The organism is Vibrio sp. S12_S33 (assembly GCF_963889785.1).
Taxonomy (GTDB): domain Bacteria; phylum Pseudomonadota; class Gammaproteobacteria; order Enterobacterales; family Vibrionaceae; genus Vibrio; species Vibrio aestuarianus.
In genome coordinates this window covers 84,652-102,983 of record NZ_CAWPQZ010000002.1, presented here as the reverse complement: position 1 = coordinate 102,983, position 18,332 = coordinate 84,652, and the positions used below count along the sequence as shown (strand labels likewise).

Genomic DNA, 18,332 nt, shown 5'->3' with positions numbered 1-18,332 from the left:
CTGATTATGTCACTACTGCATCGCCGCTTTATCTCACTTGTTTCTTTTGTGCTGCTACTCAGTAGTTCTACCTTTACAGCCTTTGCCTACTCGCCACTTGAAGCCTTACCTCAAGGAAGCCGTGTCGGGCTGCTGGTAAAGCCATTAGGTTCTGAACATATTTTCCAGCAAACAGACAATCTCGGTCTTTATTTTCCACCAGCCAGCACATTAAAGCTGGTTACTGCCCTAGCAGCCAAACTGGAGCTCGGTGATCAATATCGTTTTTCAACTACGCTCACGCACAGTGGCAATGACATCATCATTCGCTTTTCTGGCGATCCAACATTAACCAACCAAGATCTCAAAAATCTACTTACCACCCTCAAAAAACAAGGATTAAGTAGAATTAGTGGTGATCTCTGGTTAGATAATTCCATTTTTAGCGGTTACGACCGCGCAGTCGGTTCGCCGTGGGATATTCTAGGGGTATGCTATAGCGCCCCATCTACAGCCATCACCTTAGATGGCAACTGTGTACAAGCTTCTATCTATACTCAAGATGATAGAAAAACCCGCGTCTACGTTCCTGAGCAGTACCCGATTCATGTAACGACTAATGCGCAAACGGTTAGCAAACTCGAACAAGAAAGTACCCGTTGCGATTTAGAACTAACCACCTCTGAGCAAAATAATTACCAATTAAATGGCTGCTTAGCCGAGCGGAGTAAACCATTACCGCTCAAATTTGCCGTGCAAGATCCTAACTTGTATACCACTCGAATGATCTATAAACAGCTAAAACAGATCGGAATTAGCTTAGAAGGTGAAGTGAAAGTGGGCCGCTACCATGCTGAAAAAGGACGTGTTATTGCAAAGCACCAATCCCAGCCACTTGAGGTATTGCTAGAGATCATGCTCAAAGAATCGGACAATTTGATCGCTGATAGCCTCACAAAAACATTGGGTCGCCACTTTTTCATTCAACCGGGCAGCTTTAATAATGGTACCGAGGCAATTAAACAGATCATCTTATCTCGCACTGGGGTCAATCTCGAACATGCTCAACTTGCTGATGGTTCCGGTTTATCACGAAATAATCGACTTTCAATCAACAGCATGGCTAATATCCTCAACTACATTTGGCAAAATGATCACACACTAGGCTTAATTGCGATAATGCCCAAAGCAGGCGAATCAGGCACTTTACGCTATCGTTCTAGCATGCGCGGGCAAAATGTTAAAGGGCAGTTAGTTGCCAAGAGTGGTTCGTTATATGGCAGTTATAACATGGCGGGGTTTGGCTTAGACAAACAGGGCAAGCCAAGTACTCTATTCGTCCAGTTTGTGACCGATTACTACCCAAATAATAGAAGCAGCCAACCTAATGTTACTGCTCCTATTACTCAATTTGAGACGCTTTTTTTCCAAGATGTGGTCAAATTCAGTCAGCTTAATCCTAAGAAGTAGTTAACCACATTGAAATAGATCCACATACCAGAAATATCAACCATAGAGGCCAGCACAGGGCTGACGAGCACGGCGGGGTCTAATTTAAACACTCGCGCAATGATCGGCAATATACCGCCAATAGTGGTCGAAATAGTCACTTGGATAAACAACGCCACTGCTATTGCCAAGGCAATACTTTGCAAGCTAAAGCCACCCGCTGAATTGGCATCACTAAATAGCATAATGCGCGCGACCATCACCGCAGAAATCGCCACAGCAAGGCAAACAGCTACCCGGCTCTCTTTCCACAGCACAAGTAACCATTGACGCTTTTTTAATTCCCCAACCGCTAACGCGCGTACAACCAATGTCGCGGCTTGCGAGCCAGTATTGCCGCCCGCCGCCGCGATGACTGGCATGTACACGGCTAATAACACTAGTTGACTTAAAGTATCTTCGTATTGGGTAATAATAAGCCCTGATACGATGCCTAATAGCGCTAACACAATGATCCAACCAATACGTTGTTTGACGTGTTCGAGCACACTAGTAGTTAAATAGCTTTGTGAAGTTTCGACCTCTGAATAAATAAAACCAAGTTGGTTAGCATAGTGACGTGCACACATGTCATGACCATCTTTGTCTAATTCAGTTAATAGTTGTTGCACATACCCCACCGAGCAATGACGCAAAATAGCGACAGCCTCTTCAATAGGCATTACGGTGAGTAAATGTACCTGTTTCTCCTGCTCATACTGTAAAAATGCATTACGTGCTGCACCGATCTCTTCTTGAGAAAAGCTTGGTGAATTTTCAATGTAGATGTTGCTCATTACCGTCATGGCGAATCTCCCGATTGGCAAAGGTAACGACCACCGAAATGAACCCCAAACAACCCAATATCACAGCAGCGAATAATGCTGCGGTCATAAAAACGTTGATCAGTGATTTTCATCTCAATCTAGAGATAAGGAGAAAAATATAGAAAGGACTGAATAGAAAAGGAATGCCCTACCACCTAAGGTAGGAACGAAGCTCGCCAATACCGAAAGCGGTTATTTTTCTCCCTTCATACTAGGGGGATGGTCGGTATTGTTCATATAAATCTCCGAAGGTACTGCCCAATTAGCAGTGGCATGAGTCTACCAAAAGTAAAACTAAAATACAGCCTGATTTTAAAGTTTTTAATTCATTTCAACTTATTGATAAGTAATCATAAAAATAGAATAAATAGGCAACCAATAAAAAAGCGCCCGCAGGCGCTTTAACGTTCACAATAGGCTTATTTTATCGTAACTCGTGCAAACTTACGCTTACCAACTTGATAAACGTACGTGCCAGCGGTTGGTAGATACTTAGTATCTTCGATTTTCTCACCGTCTTGCTTTGCGCCACCTTGCTTAATCATTCGCATTGCATCAGACGTTGAGCCAACTAGGCCTGCATCTTTTAACAAGTTGGTAATTGCAATACCGGCATCAAATTCAAACTCTGGCATTTCGTCAGGCATTGCACCTTTTTGGAAACGGTTAATGAATTCTTGCTCAGCCGCATCGGCATCGGCTTCTGAATGGAAGCGAGCAATAATTTCTTTAGCAAGTAAGATCTTAATATCTCGAGGATTAGTGCCACTTTCGACATCCACTTTAAACTGTTCAACTTCCGCTAATGGACGGAATGAAAGCAGTTCATAGTAGCTCCACATCAAGGTGTCGGAGATCGACATGATTTTACCGAACATTTCACTTGGTGATTCGCTAACACCGATGTAGTTATGCGCAGACTTAGACATTTTTTTCTCACCGTCTAAGCCGACAAGCAATGGCATCATCAACACAATTTGTGGCTTCTGACCATTGGCTTTTTGCAATTCACGCCCCATCAGTAGGTTGAATTTTTGGTCAGTACCACCTAACTCAACGTCCGTTTCCATTGCTACTGAATCATAACCCTGTAGGAGTGGATACATAAATTCATGAATAGCAATAGGTTGGCCGTTCGCATAACGCTTTTTAAAGTCATCACGCTCTAACATACGAGCCACGGTTTGGTTTGATGCAAGGCGAATCATACCTTCTGCGCCCAATTGCGATAACCATTCCGAGTTAAACTGAATCTTAGTTTTAGCTGGGTCTAAGATTTTAAACACCTGCGTTTTATAGGTTTCAGCGTTACGCAATACGTCTTCACGCGTCAACGGTGGACGAGTGGTATTTTTGCCACTTGGATCACCAACCATACCGGTGAAATCACCGATCAAAAACGTGACTTCATGACCAAGGTCTTGGAAAGTACGAAGTTTGTTTAAAATCACCGTGTGACCAAGGTGAATGTCTGGTGCCGTTGGATCTGCGCCTAACTTAATGCGTAGTGGGCGACCTTCTTTTAGCTTCGCGATTAATTCTTCTTCTGGGATTAGCTCTTCAACGCCGCGTTTAATCTCAGCTAAAGCCGCTTCAATACTCGCCATTCTTGTTCACTCCTACAGATTTGGCAAAATTTAATAGTTGAACATCTTACTTGAATAGCGATGCTTTTTGAAACCAGTTAGACTAACGAACTGGCCAATTTTTTTATAATTTACTAAACGAAACTGAATATGCTGTCTATTTTTGCTCGTCTTCCTTGGATACACAGAGCCCTTATCGCTTTTCTCAGTGCCATCATTGTATTTGCTCTGTTTTTTCTGCCCGATCCAAAAGACCTATCGAGAGATCAAGAACGCTTGGAAATTGGTCGGCATTATCCACTGACAATAAACGCTGAAGTACTCTCTCCCGGCATGTCTATCGCCCCATCTGCGGTAATGCGTTGGGAAACATATCAGGTTCGCCCTGGCGAAAGCACCGCCGTACTGTTTCAGCGGATTGGACTTTCTTCGCGTTTACTTTATCAACTTACATCGACTAACGATGATATTAACCACCAATTATCACGCTTGAACCCTGATGATGAACTGCAGTTCGGATTTGATGAAAATAATGAGTTAATTCAACTTAAACGAAAAATTAATGCATTTGAAAGTTTCCGTATTACCAAGTCTGGGGACAGTTTCACCTCTGAGTTTGATAAAAAAGAGGTGGTGTACCAATACAATTATGCTGAAGCGAGCATTACCTCCAATTTCTGGAATGCTGCGATATCCGCGGGCCTGACAGCGAACCAAATCATGGAGTTGGCGGGGATATTTGGCTGGGACATCGACTTTGCGCTCGATATTCGTGAAGGTGACCAATTCAAATTGCTTTATCAAGAAAAAGTGGTTGAAGGTGAAATCATTGGCAGAGGCAATATTATTGCCGCCACCTTTACCAACCAAGGTACCCAGTTCACGGCCATTCTTGATGACAGCACGGGCAATTACTACGACGAAAATGGCCGGGCGATGAAAAAAGCCTTCTTACGCTCGCCTATCGATTTTCGTCGCGTGACTTCAAACTTCAACCCAACACGCCGCCACCCAGTGACAGGAAAAGTAACCGCCCACCGTGGTACTGATTACGCCGCTCCTGTCGGCACACCAATTTGGGCTGCCGGTGATGGCGTTGTCGAGAAATCTAGCTATAACCAATTTAATGGTAATTACGTATTTATCCGCCATAGCAATACCTACATCACCAAATATTTGCACTTACAACGCCGCTTGGTCAAAACCGGTCAGCGTGTTAAGCAAGGACAAACCATCGGTACTTTGGGGGGCACAGGGCGAGTTACCGGCCCGCACTTGCACTATGAATTTCTCGTTAACGGAGTGCATAAAAACCCAAGAACGGTCTCTTTACCGCAGTCAAAATCACTAACGGGCAAAGCGAAAACGACCTTCATTGCCAACGCACAAATTCGTATGGGTAAATTAGAACGCTATAGTCAATTACTGTACGCTAGCAAATAATAAGTTGCTGATTTGATGACAAAGATAAAGCCCAATGCTGTGGGCTTTACTTTGTTACGTTAGCTATTTTCACTGTCAGTCTGAACCCGTTGCCGCCCAAGCATCAGTAAACAAGGCGTCAATACTAAGGTTAACATCGTTGCAAAGGTCAACCCACCAGCAACTGCCGTTGCAAGCTGTGACCACCACTGCGTACTTGGCGCACCAAACTCAATTTTTTGGTTAATCAGGTCAATGTTCATTTCAAGAACCATGGGCAATAAGCCAAGAATTGTCGTCACGGTGGTAAGCATTACCGGTCTTAAGCGCTGAACACCGGTACGTAAGATCGCTTCTTGCTTTGATAAACCTCGGCCTAACAGTTGGTTGTAAGTATCAATCAGTACAATATTGTTATTCACCACAATACCAGCCAACGCAATTACACCAATTCCTGACATAATGATGCCAAACGGTTTTTGGAAGATAAGTAACCCAGCAAAAACGCCGACCGTTGAGAACAGCACCGCACTTAAAATGAGGAACGCTTGATAGAAACTGTTGAATTGAGTGACCAGAATTAGCGCCATAACGGCTAGGGCAATCAAAAATGCATTTTGCAGAAACGCAGATGAATGCTCCTGCTCTTCATTTTGACCACGCAACTTAAATTCAACACCGCTTGGTAAGTTTAGCTCAGACAAAGCTTGAGTCACTTTCGGCAACTCTAACGCAAGGTTATAGCCTTCATTGAGATCCGCCATAATGTCGATAACGCGTCGTCCATCAATACGCTTGATGGTATCTTGTTTATGGTCAGGCTTAATCTGAGCAAAGTTGGTTATCGGCACCAGACCAACTGGCGTGTTGACTCGTAATTGATCAAAGCGGCCAATATCTCGCTTCTCTTCCGGATAACGAACCAAGATATCGACTTCTTCATTCGCATCATCAGGCAAGTAATCACCAATTTTTAAGCCATTAGTGACAAACTGAACGGTATTGCCAACCAAGGTGGCGTCTGCGGAAAAACGCGAGGCATCATCGCGACGAATATCAATACGCCAGTCAATTCCCGCTTTGCTCGAAGTGTCACTAATATTAGTTAAGGCTGGGTTATTATCCGCCCATTGCCTGACTATTTTAGCCGCGACTTCAAGGTTTTCTGGTGTGCGAGCCGACATTTCGATCACCAGATCATTCTCAACCGGTGGTCCTGCATCGGGAAATTTATACTCAATTTCTACACCAGCAAATTGATTGGTCACAGCTTTGAGATCTTCAATGATAACTTTTACGCTACGTCGGTATTGCCAATCAACAGGGGTTATTTGAATTTGACCGATTTCATCTTCACCACCAGTGCGAGTATAAACGCTTTCAAACTCCTCATGGCCGAGCATCACTTGCTCGATTTCCTGCATGATCACATCTTTCTCTTGAATAGAAAGATCGCCATAAGATCGTACTTTGACATTAAAATAAGGCGGATCAACTTCCGGGAAAAACTCTGCCCCTAGCCCAGCCTTGGCATAGGTAAAACCAATCGCGATCGCCAGTAAAATAGCACTGAGCAAAATTTTCAGTGGGTGCTTAATCGCAATGGCAAGAGTGTGGTAGTAAAGCTTAGTGATACCCGTTGCTTGTGTGAAGTCACCATCATGCAATGCCTGCATTCGGACCTGACTTTGCGCGGATACATACTGTGGCCGGCCGATTAAACTACCGAGTACTGGCACAAACAACAGCGCCATAACCAAAGAGGCCGCTAGTGTTGCTATCAAAGTTAAAGGCAAGTACTTCATGAACTCACCGGTAACACCTGGCCAAAAGAGCAAGGGAGCAAAAGCAGCAAGTGTCGTGGCCGTTGAAGCGGTTATCGGCCATGCCATACGTTTTGCTGCATCTCGATACGCCTGTTTACGAGGCGTACCTTCTTGCATGCGGCGATCAGCGAATTCCGTGACGACTATCGCCCCATCAACCAACATGCCAACGGCCATAATCAATGAAAACAGTACGACAATGTTAACGGTTAAACCAAACAGCGACAGAACCAACAACCCAGTTAGAAATGATCCAGGGATCGAAATGCCGACCAATAGGGCGGTTCTCATCCCCAAAATCGCGATAATAACAATTACCACCAAAATAATGGCAGAAAGAATATTGTTTTGTAGATCATTGAGCATGCTCTCCACATCTTTGGATTCATCCCATGTGTATTTGACTAGTAAGTTGTTTGGCCATTCCTCTCGCTTTTGCGCTTCGTTCATTACCGCTTTGACTAGCTCTACGGTATCAATAATATTTTCGCCCGCCCGCTTTTTAACATCCAAAACCACCGCAGACTTACCATCTAAACGCGCAAAACTTTCTGGGTCACGAAATGCCCGCCGGACCGTAGCAATATCACCAAAAGTGATCACTTGCTTACCATCAACCTTAACTGGAAGCTCTAATACATCTTTCAGTGAGTCAAATACTGAAGGGACCTTCACCGAAAAGCGACCATAACCAGTATCTACAAATCCGGCAGCAACTACTCGGTTATTGAGCGCAATTAAGTTATAGATATCACCTTGATCTAACCCGTAGCTCTCCATTAACAACGGATCGACGATGATCTCAACAATATCGTCACGATCCCCTGCAATATCAACTTCCAGCACTTGACGATAACTCTCTAATTTATCTCGAAGTTGACGCGCAATTTGCACAATTGTTCTTTCAGGAACAGTACCATACAACACCACCGACAATACCGGCTGCTCAGAAGCTAGCGTCACTTCATTGACCGTCGGCTCATCACTGTCTGCTGGTAGTTTTGGCTCTGCTAAGTTAACCGCATCTCGAACATCTGCCATTGCTTTATCTAGATTAACGCCAACATTAAACTCCAACACCACCGAAGCATGTCCTTCAGAAGCATTCGAAGTCATCTCTTTTACTCCCTCAATCGAGCGCATTTCCTGCTCTAAAGGGCGTACGATAAGACGCTCGGCATCACTCGGTGAAATACCTTGATGGCTGACAGAAACATAGATAATTGGAATTGTGATGTCAGGGCTAGACTCTTTCGGAATGGTCAAATAGGTTGCTATGCCCGCAATTAAGCTCAGCAGTAGCAATGACAGCATGGCTCGCGAACGTGATAGCGCCGCATCAATAATGGAAAACATCGCGCCTCCTACTGTGCTTCAGCGTTTGCTTGCTTGACCGCAATCACTTGATCGCCATCTCGCACAAAGCCTTGCCCAACGGTGATAATATCAACCTTCTCACCAAGCCCAGTTAGCCATACTCCGTCTTGTTCTGCTTTGACTAAATTAATGGGCATAAAACGGACGCGATCTTCAACTAAGGTTTTGACGCCAAGGTTGCCATCAGCATCTAACGCAAGCATGGCTGGTGTTATTTTCACAGCAAGTTGCATTTCTAGACTGAGCTCTACCTCTGCACTAACGCCGGCAGGAATGGTTTGGTTTGGGTTAGCCAGTTCAACTTCAATGGCAAAAGTATTGGTGGTTGGTGAAGAAACCCGGGAAATATACCTCACCCGTCCCTCTACTGTTGAATCATCAATAAAACGAATTGTGGCGAGCTGATCTTGTTTTATTTTCTGGATATGTCTCTCGCTCACATCCGCCTCGATGACTAATTTACTTAAATCAATAAACGTCGCTATCGGGTCACCGATACCAACAAAGTCACCCTTTTCTACCAAAAGATTTTCAACAATACCGTCAAAAGGAGCAACCACCGATGTATTACGCAACGCTAATTTTGCACGGCTTTCCATCGCCTTGGCATCAGCTAAAGCTGCCTGCGCAGTAGCAAACGCCACCTCACCTTGTAAACCTCGACTTTTTAATGATTGTGCGGCTTTGAACTCTTTTTGCTTCACTTGTAAAAGCGCTTGAGCACTGTCTAATTGTGCAGTTAAATCACCTTTATCAATGGTAAGGATTGGCTGCCCTTTGGTGATTGATTGACCTTTAGTAGCCGTTAATTGAGTAATTTTCCCCGCAATTTCAGCGCCAATAGTTGCTACGCGATCCGGCGCCGTTCGACCGTATAAATCAATACGTTTATCGGTTTGTTGTGCTTGAAATGATTGGTAAACAACTTTAGCTAAGGGAATAGTTGTGACGGATTTCTGGCGAGGTTCTTCAGCTTTCAACGAACCAAGTCCTAGCCAAAGAGCAAGAAGCACGATGAAAAAAGTAGAAATAAGCCATGGTCTTTGCGTAAAAAAGCCACCGAACTGTCGGTTGCTCGCCTGAGTATCTGGCATAGATAATCCCTTATTATGTTATTGCCTGGACGGCAAAGCCCTACGAAACATCCTCATACGTAGGGCTTGTTAACTAGTTCATTTGTCTAGCTAAATATGCATCATTTATACGCTAAATGATGCACCACAACCGCATGTTGTTGTGGCATTAGGGTTATTCACAAAAAAACGTGAACCTTCTAACCCTTCGGTATAATCAACAACACCGCCAATGAGATATTGTAAGCTCATAGGGTCAACCACTAGGGTTACACCGCTATTAACAATCGTGGTATCACCTTCATTGACATTTTCATCAAAGGTAAAACCATACTGGAAACCGCTACAACCACCACCTGTAATGTATACACGCAGCTTTAATGCAGGGTTTTCTTCTTCAGCAATTAACATTTGAACGCGTTTTGCAGCTGTATCAGAAAACGACAATGGTACGTTTACTTCACTCACGATGACCTCTCTCACTCGTGTAAATACCCGTCAGGCTTATACCTTTCCAACTTGAAACTACAGCGGAATTGGCTACGTTCGCTCACCCCATCACATCGTTTATCTATGCTCATGGGGTTAGCTCACCAGCAGCCTAGCTGCAACTGCAAGTTGTTGGGGTATATTATGATCAATTCATACCTGCAAAGGTGACTCTTTTTTAATAATGAATCGATTATCCAATACCCGACCTATTCGTTCAAGTATTCATCATCACTTAACTTAAACTCTGATTTTACAGATAGTGAACAGTAAACTAGTGGTTGTATCACCAGTTGTACACCATGTTTAACACCGCTGGCTGTGAAAGCGCTCAGAAAATCAGTGAAAAAAAGTGTCTTTGGTTCATTTGGGTATACAATGCCCCGCAACTGGTCCGAACGAGCAAAAGAGGATAAATCCATGACCAAATCAGCAGAGCTTTACCAAAAAGCACAACGATCTATTCCTGGCGGTGTTAATTCTCCAGTCCGTGCTTTTAATGGTGTTGGCGGCTCGCCGATTTTTATCGACCGCGCAGACGGCCCTTTGATTTTTGATGCCGATGGCAAAGCCTATATCGATTACGTTGGTTCTTGGGGGCCAATGATTTTAGGCCATAACCACGTGGTTATCCGTGAAGCAGTGATCAGTGCAGCGCAGCGCGGCCTAAGCTTCGGTGCCCCCACTGAAATGGAAATTGATATGGCGGAACTGGTCTCTGAACTGGTTCCATCGATGGAACAATTGCGCATGGTTAGCTCTGGTACAGAAGCAACAATGAGCGCGATTCGTTTAGCTCGTGGCTATACTGGCCGCGATAAAATTATGAAATTTGAAGGTTGCTACCATGGTCACGCCGATAGTTTACTGGTTAAAGCAGGTTCAGGCGCACTGACTTTGGGTCAGCCAAGCTCTCCTGGCGTTCCGGCTGACTTTGCTAAGCATACCCTAACCGCAACGTTTAATGATTTAGATTCTGTACGCGAGCTATTTACCGCTAATAAAGGGGAAATTGCCTGTATCATCGTTGAACCTGTTGCTGGCAACATGAACTGTATTCCACCTGTTGAAGGCTTTCATGAAGGGCTGCGTGAAATCTGTGACCAAGAAGGCGCACTATTGATTTTTGATGAAGTCATGACGGGTTTTCGTGTCGCTTTAGGTGGCGCTCAAGCGTATTACAACATCAAACCAGATTTAACCACATTAGGTAAAGTGATTGGTGGTGGCATGCCTGTTGGCGCATTTGGTGGACGCAAAGAAGTGATGCAATATATCGCACCAACTGGACCAGTTTACCAAGCGGGGACGCTATCAGGAAACCCTGTAGCGATGGCTGCAGGTTACGCCTGTTTATCGCTGCTTAAAGAAGAAGGCAATGAAAAACGTCTAAATTCAAAAACCAAACACTTAGCTGATGGTTTTAAAGAATTAGCAGATAAACACGGTATTCCAATGGTAGTTAACCAAGTGGGTGGCATGTTCGGCTTCTTCTTTACCGAGCAAGAACGAGTGACATGCTATGAAGATGTAACAAAGTGCGATGTTGAACGCTTTAAACGCTTCTTCCATTTGATGCTTGAACATGGTGTATACTTAGCCCCTTCTGCTTTTGAAGCAAGCTTTACTTCATTAGCTCATGGCACTAAAGAGATTGAAGCAACGCTAGAAGCAGCCGATCGCAGCTTAGCGATTATTGCCGCAGAAGCTTAAACACTATCTTTTGTAACCCAAAGGGCTGCACACGCAGCCTTTTTTATTGCCAATTTAGCGCAACTAACATACCAAGCACGAGCAAAGTGAGGGTAAACCAAGGCACTTTACGCCGCTGATGTGACTTTCCACTGCACCCTTTTTCATTGTTGCAACAGCCCATATCCAGAGTTCCTCATTGATAACGCGCTGATTTACAGCCATTATAAAACCAATACCTTATTTTGTGAGAATAAAAAGTGCCTGAAAAAATAAAAATAACCTCTAGTCATTGGGTGTTGGTGTTTGCACTACTGGCTTCTGCAATAGCGTGCTATTTACTAGTCGAGCCTTATATTAACTCCATTGTGATGGCCTTTATTATTTCGTTACTGATGTTCCCTATTCACGAATGGCTTGAACGCAAAATGCCGAAACATAAAAATACTGTTTCGCTCATTTCCTGCGTGATCTTAACTTTTATTATTGTGATTCCATTGCTATTTGTTTTCGCGGCAATTGTCCAACAAGGCTCTTTATTTTCTCAAAATATGTATCAATGGGTAACTCATGGCGGCATCCAAACCGTTTTTGCTCATCCTTGGGTGGTTAAAGGGTTATCGATCGCTAACCAATACTTACCTTTTGATGAAATACAGCCACAACAGATCGCACAAAGAGTAGGACAATTTGCCACTTCATTTGGCTCGAATCTGGTCAGTATTAGTGCAAAAATCCTTGGCGATGCCACCAACTTTTTGATGGATTTCTTTTTGATGCTGTTCGTGTTGTTCTTTTTATTACGTGATCACGACAAAATCATCAATGTCATTCGACACATATTGCCATTTTCACGCACCCAAGAAGACAAGCTACTATCTGAAATTGAGCAAGTCTCTAAATCAGCAGTAATGGGGTCATTTTTGACGGCAATAGCACAAGGGTTTGCTGGTGGTTTGGGGATGTGGCTTGCAGGTTTCCCTGGCCTATTCTGGGGAACCATGATGGGCTTTGCCTCGTTCATTCCAGTCGTTGGTACAGCATTAATTTGGATTCCAGCCACCGCTTATTTATTTTTGATAGGCGATACGACTTGGGCCATTTTCCTTGCGGTTTGGAGCATTGCAATTGTCGGCTCTATCGATAACCTACTTCGTCCACTATTAATGCAAGGCAGCTCAGGTATGAACACTTTACTGATTTTCTTTTCATTACTAGGTGGTATTCAACTATTTGGTTTGATTGGCTTAATTTATGGTCCATTGATTTTTGCCATTACCATGGTGCTGTTCAACATTTATGAAGAAGAATTTAAAGAGTTTCTAAACCAGCAAGACAACAGCTAAATACAGTAGAAATAACTTCAAGCAAGGGGACGATTATGCGAAAATCGGCCCCTATTTTTTAGCGTAGAGTTCCCCATGTTACCTTACACCGCACCGAGTCAAATTGCCCAACGTCAACTCGCTTATTTCGCCGATAAGCATGTTTTAGTTGCCGGAGAGGTTGAAGACCTATTTCCGGTTGAATTAACTCATCATTGCCGTTCAGTTTCGGTGTTCACTACCCATTATGGTTACTATCGCCAGTTAAACGCTCATAGCCAGATACAACGATATTTTGGCGCTCAATTTGTAGCAGAAACCAACGCTGATCTGATTTTACTTTACTGGCCTAAAGCTAAGTTAGAAGCGGAGTATCTGCTTGCAATGTTACTTGCTAAATTAGGTAAAAATACCGAGATCGTGGTTGTTGGTGAAAATCGCTCTGGTGTAAAGAGCATCGAAAAAATGTTCCAACCCTACGGCATAGTAAAAAAGTATGACTCTGCGCGTCGTTGTTCTTTTTATTGGGGGCAATGTATCGAACAACCAGCCACCTTTGACATCAGTGACTGGTTCAAAACCTATCAAGTTCAATATCAACAACATTCATTGATTATCAAAAGCCTACCGGGTGTATTCAGCCATGGTGAGTTTGATCTCGGTAGCCAATTATTGCTCGACACACTACCGAACCTCAGAGGTAAAGTGCTCGATTTCGGTTGTGGTGCTGGTGTACTCGGTACTGTCATGGCAACACTCAATAGCGATATTGAACTGGAAATGTGTGATATTAGCGCACTGGCTATTGAATCAAGCAAAGCAACTTTAGCCGCTAATGGTTTAAGCGGAAAAGTATTTGCCTCAGATGTCTACTCTGACACAAACAGCAACTACCAGTTCATCGTCAGCAACCCACCATTCCACTCAGGTTTAGAGACTAGCTATAGCGCCACAGAAACTTTACTCGCAGATGCACCTAGCCATCAAACATCAAATGGTGAGTTATTTATCGTCGCCAATAGTTTTCTAAAATATGCTCCCATTATCAATCACGCCTATGGTAATTGTGAGACAATAAATAAGACCAATAAATTTGTCATTTATCATGCTAAGAAGTCTTAAAACATTTCACCTTAGCAGTTTAATCCATCTAACCACGGCATTGGCACATACCGTTATAGCTAATTTTGCGTTGATGACAACACTTTCAATAGGACTTACTTGTCAAAGTAAAAAAACTTGTTAATTTCATTGCTTTAAGTTTTCTTTGTTTTTCATTTGCTTTAACTGGAAACAGTTAAAGCCTCACAGAAAGTAACGCCTTTTTCTATGTTTAGGTTCTCTCGTAAGCAAAAATTTAAACGCCTGCAAAATACATTGATGCTGGCTTTTCTTGTACTAAGTATCACCCCTTTGACGGTGATGGCCATCTTTTTTCTCCAATCACACAGTCAAGACCTGCAAGAACAAAGCACCTCTCACTTACTTTCCGTTCGTGATAATAAGCAGCAGCAATTATTCGACTACTTCGCGGCCAAAGAATCGGAAGTAATGGGCTTTGTCCGCTCAGAACTTGCCTATGCCAGCGGTGGGCGATTTTACGGTTTAGTTAATGCATTTCAAAGACTTGGTCCTGACATTAAACAAGCACGAGAACATGCACAGCAGCGCTACATCCCAGGTTCTGGCGATCAAATAAAAACTTCCATTTTGCCTCAATCAAGTAGTTATGTGGGCAGTGAAAGATATCGTTTGTTGCATAAACGATATCACTGGGCTTATTTAGAATTACTAAAACGATCGGATTTTGATGATATTTTATTAGTCGACATTGCTGGGGATGTTGTTTATTCAGTCTATAAACATGATAACTACGGAACGAACCTACTCACCGGAAAATATAAAGACTCCAATATAGGAAAAACTTTCCACCGTTTGACACAGGAAGTCAACGAGCATCATAAAAGTAATGGTGAATATACTCCGGTCATCGTTTCAGATTTCTCACCACAAGATGGTAAGCAAGTCGCGTGGCTAGGAGCACCTATCATTCAACAAGGTTATCTGCACAGTTATGCCATGTTCCGTTTGCCAAATAATGGCATTACAAAACTGGTGGCAGATACCAACAAAACCTCACAAATAAAAACCTTACTGGTTGGTCAGGATCATCTATCCCGCACTTTGGAATATGAGCAAGTAGAAATCGATAAAAGCCAAAAGGTCATTAACTTGGCACTCTCAGGAATCAGTTCCGTTGGCACCTACACCAATACCTTGGATGAAAAAACCATCGCGGCCTACACTCCGGTTATCACCACTAGCCTGCAGTGGGCTTTAGTCGTTGAACTTCCAGAGAAAGAGGCTTACGCACGAGTCCACCAGCTAGAAAAACTGTTTATTTTTGCCATGCTGACCGCCATTATTTTAGTGGTCATCGCCTCTCACTACTTATCCAACTTCATTACGTCTCCACTATTGAAGCTGACATGGGCAGCCGAAAAAGTATCCGCAGGTGATCTGGATGAAAACGTCATCAATACTGAACGCAAAGATGAGATCGGCCGTTTGGCGGTTAGCTTTGAACGCATGCAACGATCTATTCGTGAAAAAATGCAGTTGATCAAATCGCAAAACAAAGAACTTGAAAGCAATATCCAACTGATCCGAAAACAAAATGAAGAACTACACTTAGCCAATAAGTTAAAAGATGAATTTCTCGCGACCACCTCACACGAATTAAGAACACCTTTGCACGGTATGGTGGGGATTGCCGAAGCCTTAGTCTCTGGGGCCAATGGCCCGATTACGGCTGATCATCGTTACCAATTAGGCATTATCATCAGCAGTGGACAACGCTTAGCAAACTTGGTTGATGACCTATTGGACTACCATAAAATGCGTTATGGTAGTTTGGATATCAACCGCTGTGCTGTTGATCTCTCTAGCGCAACCCGTTTAGTGTTAGAGCTTTCAAGCCACCTACTGGGTAAAAAACCAATACGCATTATTAACCAAGTCCCTGATGAATGTGTTTGGGTTTCAGCCGATCCACAAAGACTCGAACAGGTACTCTATAACTTAATCGGTAATGCGATTAAATATACGACTGAAGGTAAAATTGTTATTTCAGCCAATGCCGTCGATGACAAGATTCGTGTTCAAGTCGTCGATACTGGGCAAGGAATTCCAGCAGAACAGCTTGAGCATATTTTTGAACCTCTTATTCAAGCAGGACAAGATGCAAGTCGCTACCGTCAAGGTGCTGGACTTGGGCTTTCGATTAGCCGTCAACTGATTGAACTGATGCAAGGTACGCTGTATGTCAGCAGCCAACCTATGGTGGGTACTACCTTTAGCTTTACCCTACCGATAGCTTCAGACCAAGAGATCCAATTCGCCAGTCATATAGAGCCGCGCCACTTCCAAGCGCCTGAAATTGCAGAAATAGAGCAGCCAGAACCGAACACTCTCCCTGATAATAATTCTGGTCCACTGCTTCTAGTCGCTGATGATGAACCCGTCAATTTACGAGTGTTAGACAGTTTCTTACGCTTAGAGGGCTATCAAGTCCGCACAGTAAAAGATGGCAATGAAGTATTGGCGGCTGTTGAACAACAGAAACCAGAACTGTTGCTACTCGATATCATGATGCCAGGTCTTAGCGGTTATCAAGTTTGTGAAAAACTCAGAGAACAGTACGACCACGCTGAACTGCCTATCATTATGCTTACCGCATTAAATCAGACTGATGATCGTGTTCGTGGCTTTGATGCTGGTGCTAATGATTACCTATCAAAACCATTTAATAAACATGAATTGGCAGCTCGGATCGTGGCTCATCTGTCTGCTAGTAAGGCAGAGCAGCGCCGCATCGAAAACAAACAACTACAGCAAGAACTTAAACATCGGGCCATGGTTGAAGCCAGCTTGCTAGAAACACAAGGCCGCCTTCTTGAACAACTAGAGTCAGCACCAGAGGCAATTATCTGCATTCGAGATGACCATAAAGTACGTTTTGCTAATGAGGCCGCCGCTAGGTTATTTAGGCGCAGCCAGGAGCAGTTAAAACGCTCTAATGCCGATGAATTGATCGCACCAAAGTACTTAGTTGTCGATCAAGAACACTATTGCGGCAATATCGATATTTATGTAGATGATACTCGTCAGCACATGTCTGCCGATATTCTACGATTACCAGAAGGCTCTGGGCTGCAAGCTATGTATATTTTTAATGTTGGGGGAAATATTAACGCTGCTCGCATTAATAATCTGGAAACCGCCATCGAAGCACTCTCGAGTTATGCTTTTGAAGGTGATAGAGAGAAACTTCAACAATTAAAAGAGCTCGGTGGGGAGTTTACCCGTATTGCTGAAAAAGTATCGGGTGATAATCAGTCAAAGCAAGATCTGATGCGTGAAGTCCTCGTAGAGGCCATGACTTGTGCTTTAGATTACTGGGAGAGAGTGACTAGCCAAAGCAAGTTTACCTTCGCCGAACAAAGTGGCTTGTGGCGGGTGTATCTTGATAGAAGCACTCTGCAGACAAGGACGTTAGATAAATACTTGCGAATAGAGACACTACCCAAAACCCCTCGTTGGCGGACAGTTCTAAACTCTTTAGATTACATTTTAGAGCACTGCCAAGAGCAAGGACCGGAACGGGCTCATATCGAAACTCAGCGTGACAAACTACAAAAACTGCTGACTAGCTAATGCTATATTGTCTACATAAACCCGCCTAGTGCGGGTTTTTTATTACCGCTAGCCAAGGCATCACAGATGGCCACATAATCTCTCTTATACCAATCACAGTAAATAAGTGATCAGAAATAGCGTAGAAAAAAGGCTTGAGAACAAGGCAGGATTTTTCGATAAGTAGTTATTCTACAATCAAAAATTCTAACGCAGTTATCGAGTATTTTAACCAGCTAGGATGAACAGTTATTTACTACGATTGGTATTACCTATCTCCAAAACGCTTTTCTAGTGTCTGATGTCGTTTAATGGCTTAAAATTTTAACGAGTATTGGCAGGCAAAAACCTTGCTTTACAAAAGAAAAAAAGGGAGGGAACAACATAAAGATTCCAGTTAAAAAGTCAGAGGATTCTCATTCAACAGTGAAAAATCACCAATAGTATTGAGTAAAGATAGAGATTGCGAACCGAATCACAACAATTCGGCAGATTTAATTTAAGTACGCAAATTAACTAAAATTCGAAGGAGTGAGCAAGATCTCCACTTACA

At 43.3% G+C, this 18,332-nt stretch carries 11 protein-coding genes; 6 read left to right on the top strand and 5 right to left on the bottom strand.

Features of this window, described 5'->3' with window-relative positions; translation table 11 throughout:
* The first annotated feature begins 6 nt into the window (after positions 1-6).
* Positions 7-1,449, top strand: a complete 1,443-nt coding sequence (gene dacB, locus AACW06_RS01510) for a serine-type D-Ala-D-Ala carboxypeptidase (protein ID WP_192073707.1) — start codon at positions 7-9, stop codon at positions 1,447-1,449.
* Here the strand turns inward: dacB and AACW06_RS01505 are convergent.
* Both AACW06_RS01505 and tyrS read right to left on the bottom strand, forming a co-directional pair.
* Positions 1,428-2,273, bottom strand: a complete 846-nt coding sequence (locus AACW06_RS01505) for a magnesium transporter (protein WP_192073706.1) — start codon at positions 2,271-2,273, stop codon at positions 1,428-1,430. The genes dacB and AACW06_RS01505 overlap by 22 nt on opposite strands.
* Positions 2,274-2,713: 440 nt before the next feature.
* Positions 2,714-3,901: a tyrosine--tRNA ligase gene (gene tyrS, locus AACW06_RS01500; protein WP_171979557.1), complete on the bottom strand. Its 1,188-nt coding sequence runs from the start codon at positions 3,899-3,901 to the stop codon at positions 2,714-2,716.
* Between the two features lie 129 nt (positions 3,902-4,030).
* Here tyrS and AACW06_RS01495 point away from each other — a divergent pair, with 129 nt between their 5' ends.
* Positions 4,031-5,323: a peptidoglycan DD-metalloendopeptidase family protein gene (locus AACW06_RS01495; RefSeq protein ID WP_192073705.1), complete on the top strand. Its 1,293-nt coding sequence runs from the start codon at positions 4,031-4,033 to the stop codon at positions 5,321-5,323.
* A 59-nt stretch (positions 5,324-5,382) separates the two neighbouring features.
* Here the strand turns inward: AACW06_RS01495 and AACW06_RS01490 are convergent, their stop codons facing one another.
* The 3 genes from AACW06_RS01490 to erpA form a co-directional block, all read right to left on the bottom strand.
* Positions 5,383-8,484, bottom strand: a complete 3,102-nt coding sequence (locus AACW06_RS01490) for an efflux RND transporter permease subunit (protein ID WP_192073704.1) — start codon at positions 8,482-8,484, stop codon at positions 5,383-5,385.
* 8 nt (positions 8,485-8,492) lie between these two features.
* Positions 8,493-9,599: an efflux RND transporter periplasmic adaptor subunit gene (locus AACW06_RS01485; RefSeq protein WP_192073703.1), complete on the bottom strand. Its 1,107-nt coding sequence runs from the start codon at positions 9,597-9,599 to the stop codon at positions 8,493-8,495.
* A 105-nt stretch (positions 9,600-9,704) separates the two neighbouring features.
* Complete coding sequence (gene erpA, locus AACW06_RS01480) at positions 9,705-10,046, bottom strand: iron-sulfur cluster insertion protein ErpA (protein ID WP_053311281.1); 342 nt, start codon at positions 10,044-10,046, stop codon at positions 9,705-9,707.
* Between the two features lie 441 nt (positions 10,047-10,487).
* Between erpA and hemL the strand changes: the two genes are divergently transcribed.
* From hemL to AACW06_RS01460, 4 genes are all read left to right on the top strand, one after another.
* Positions 10,488-11,780, top strand: a complete 1,293-nt coding sequence (hemL, locus tag AACW06_RS01475; protein WP_192073702.1) for a glutamate-1-semialdehyde 2,1-aminomutase — start codon at positions 10,488-10,490, stop codon at positions 11,778-11,780.
* Between the two features lie 239 nt (positions 11,781-12,019).
* The gene (locus tag AACW06_RS01470; protein ID WP_192073701.1) at positions 12,020-13,105 is read left to right on the top strand and encodes an AI-2E family transporter; all 1,086 of its coding nucleotides are present in this window, start codon (positions 12,020-12,022) and stop codon (positions 13,103-13,105) included.
* Positions 13,106-13,180: 75 nt separating this feature from the next.
* Positions 13,181-14,206 (top strand): 16S rRNA (guanine(1207)-N(2))-methyltransferase RsmC, encoded by a 1,026-nt coding sequence (rsmC, locus tag AACW06_RS01465; protein ID WP_192073700.1) that lies wholly within the window; start codon positions 13,181-13,183, stop codon positions 14,204-14,206.
* A 207-nt stretch (positions 14,207-14,413) separates the two neighbouring features.
* The gene (locus AACW06_RS01460) at positions 14,414-17,800 is read left to right on the top strand and encodes a hybrid sensor histidine kinase/response regulator (protein WP_192073699.1); all 3,387 of its coding nucleotides are present in this window, start codon (positions 14,414-14,416) and stop codon (positions 17,798-17,800) included.
* Positions 17,801-18,332 lie beyond the last annotated feature (532 nt).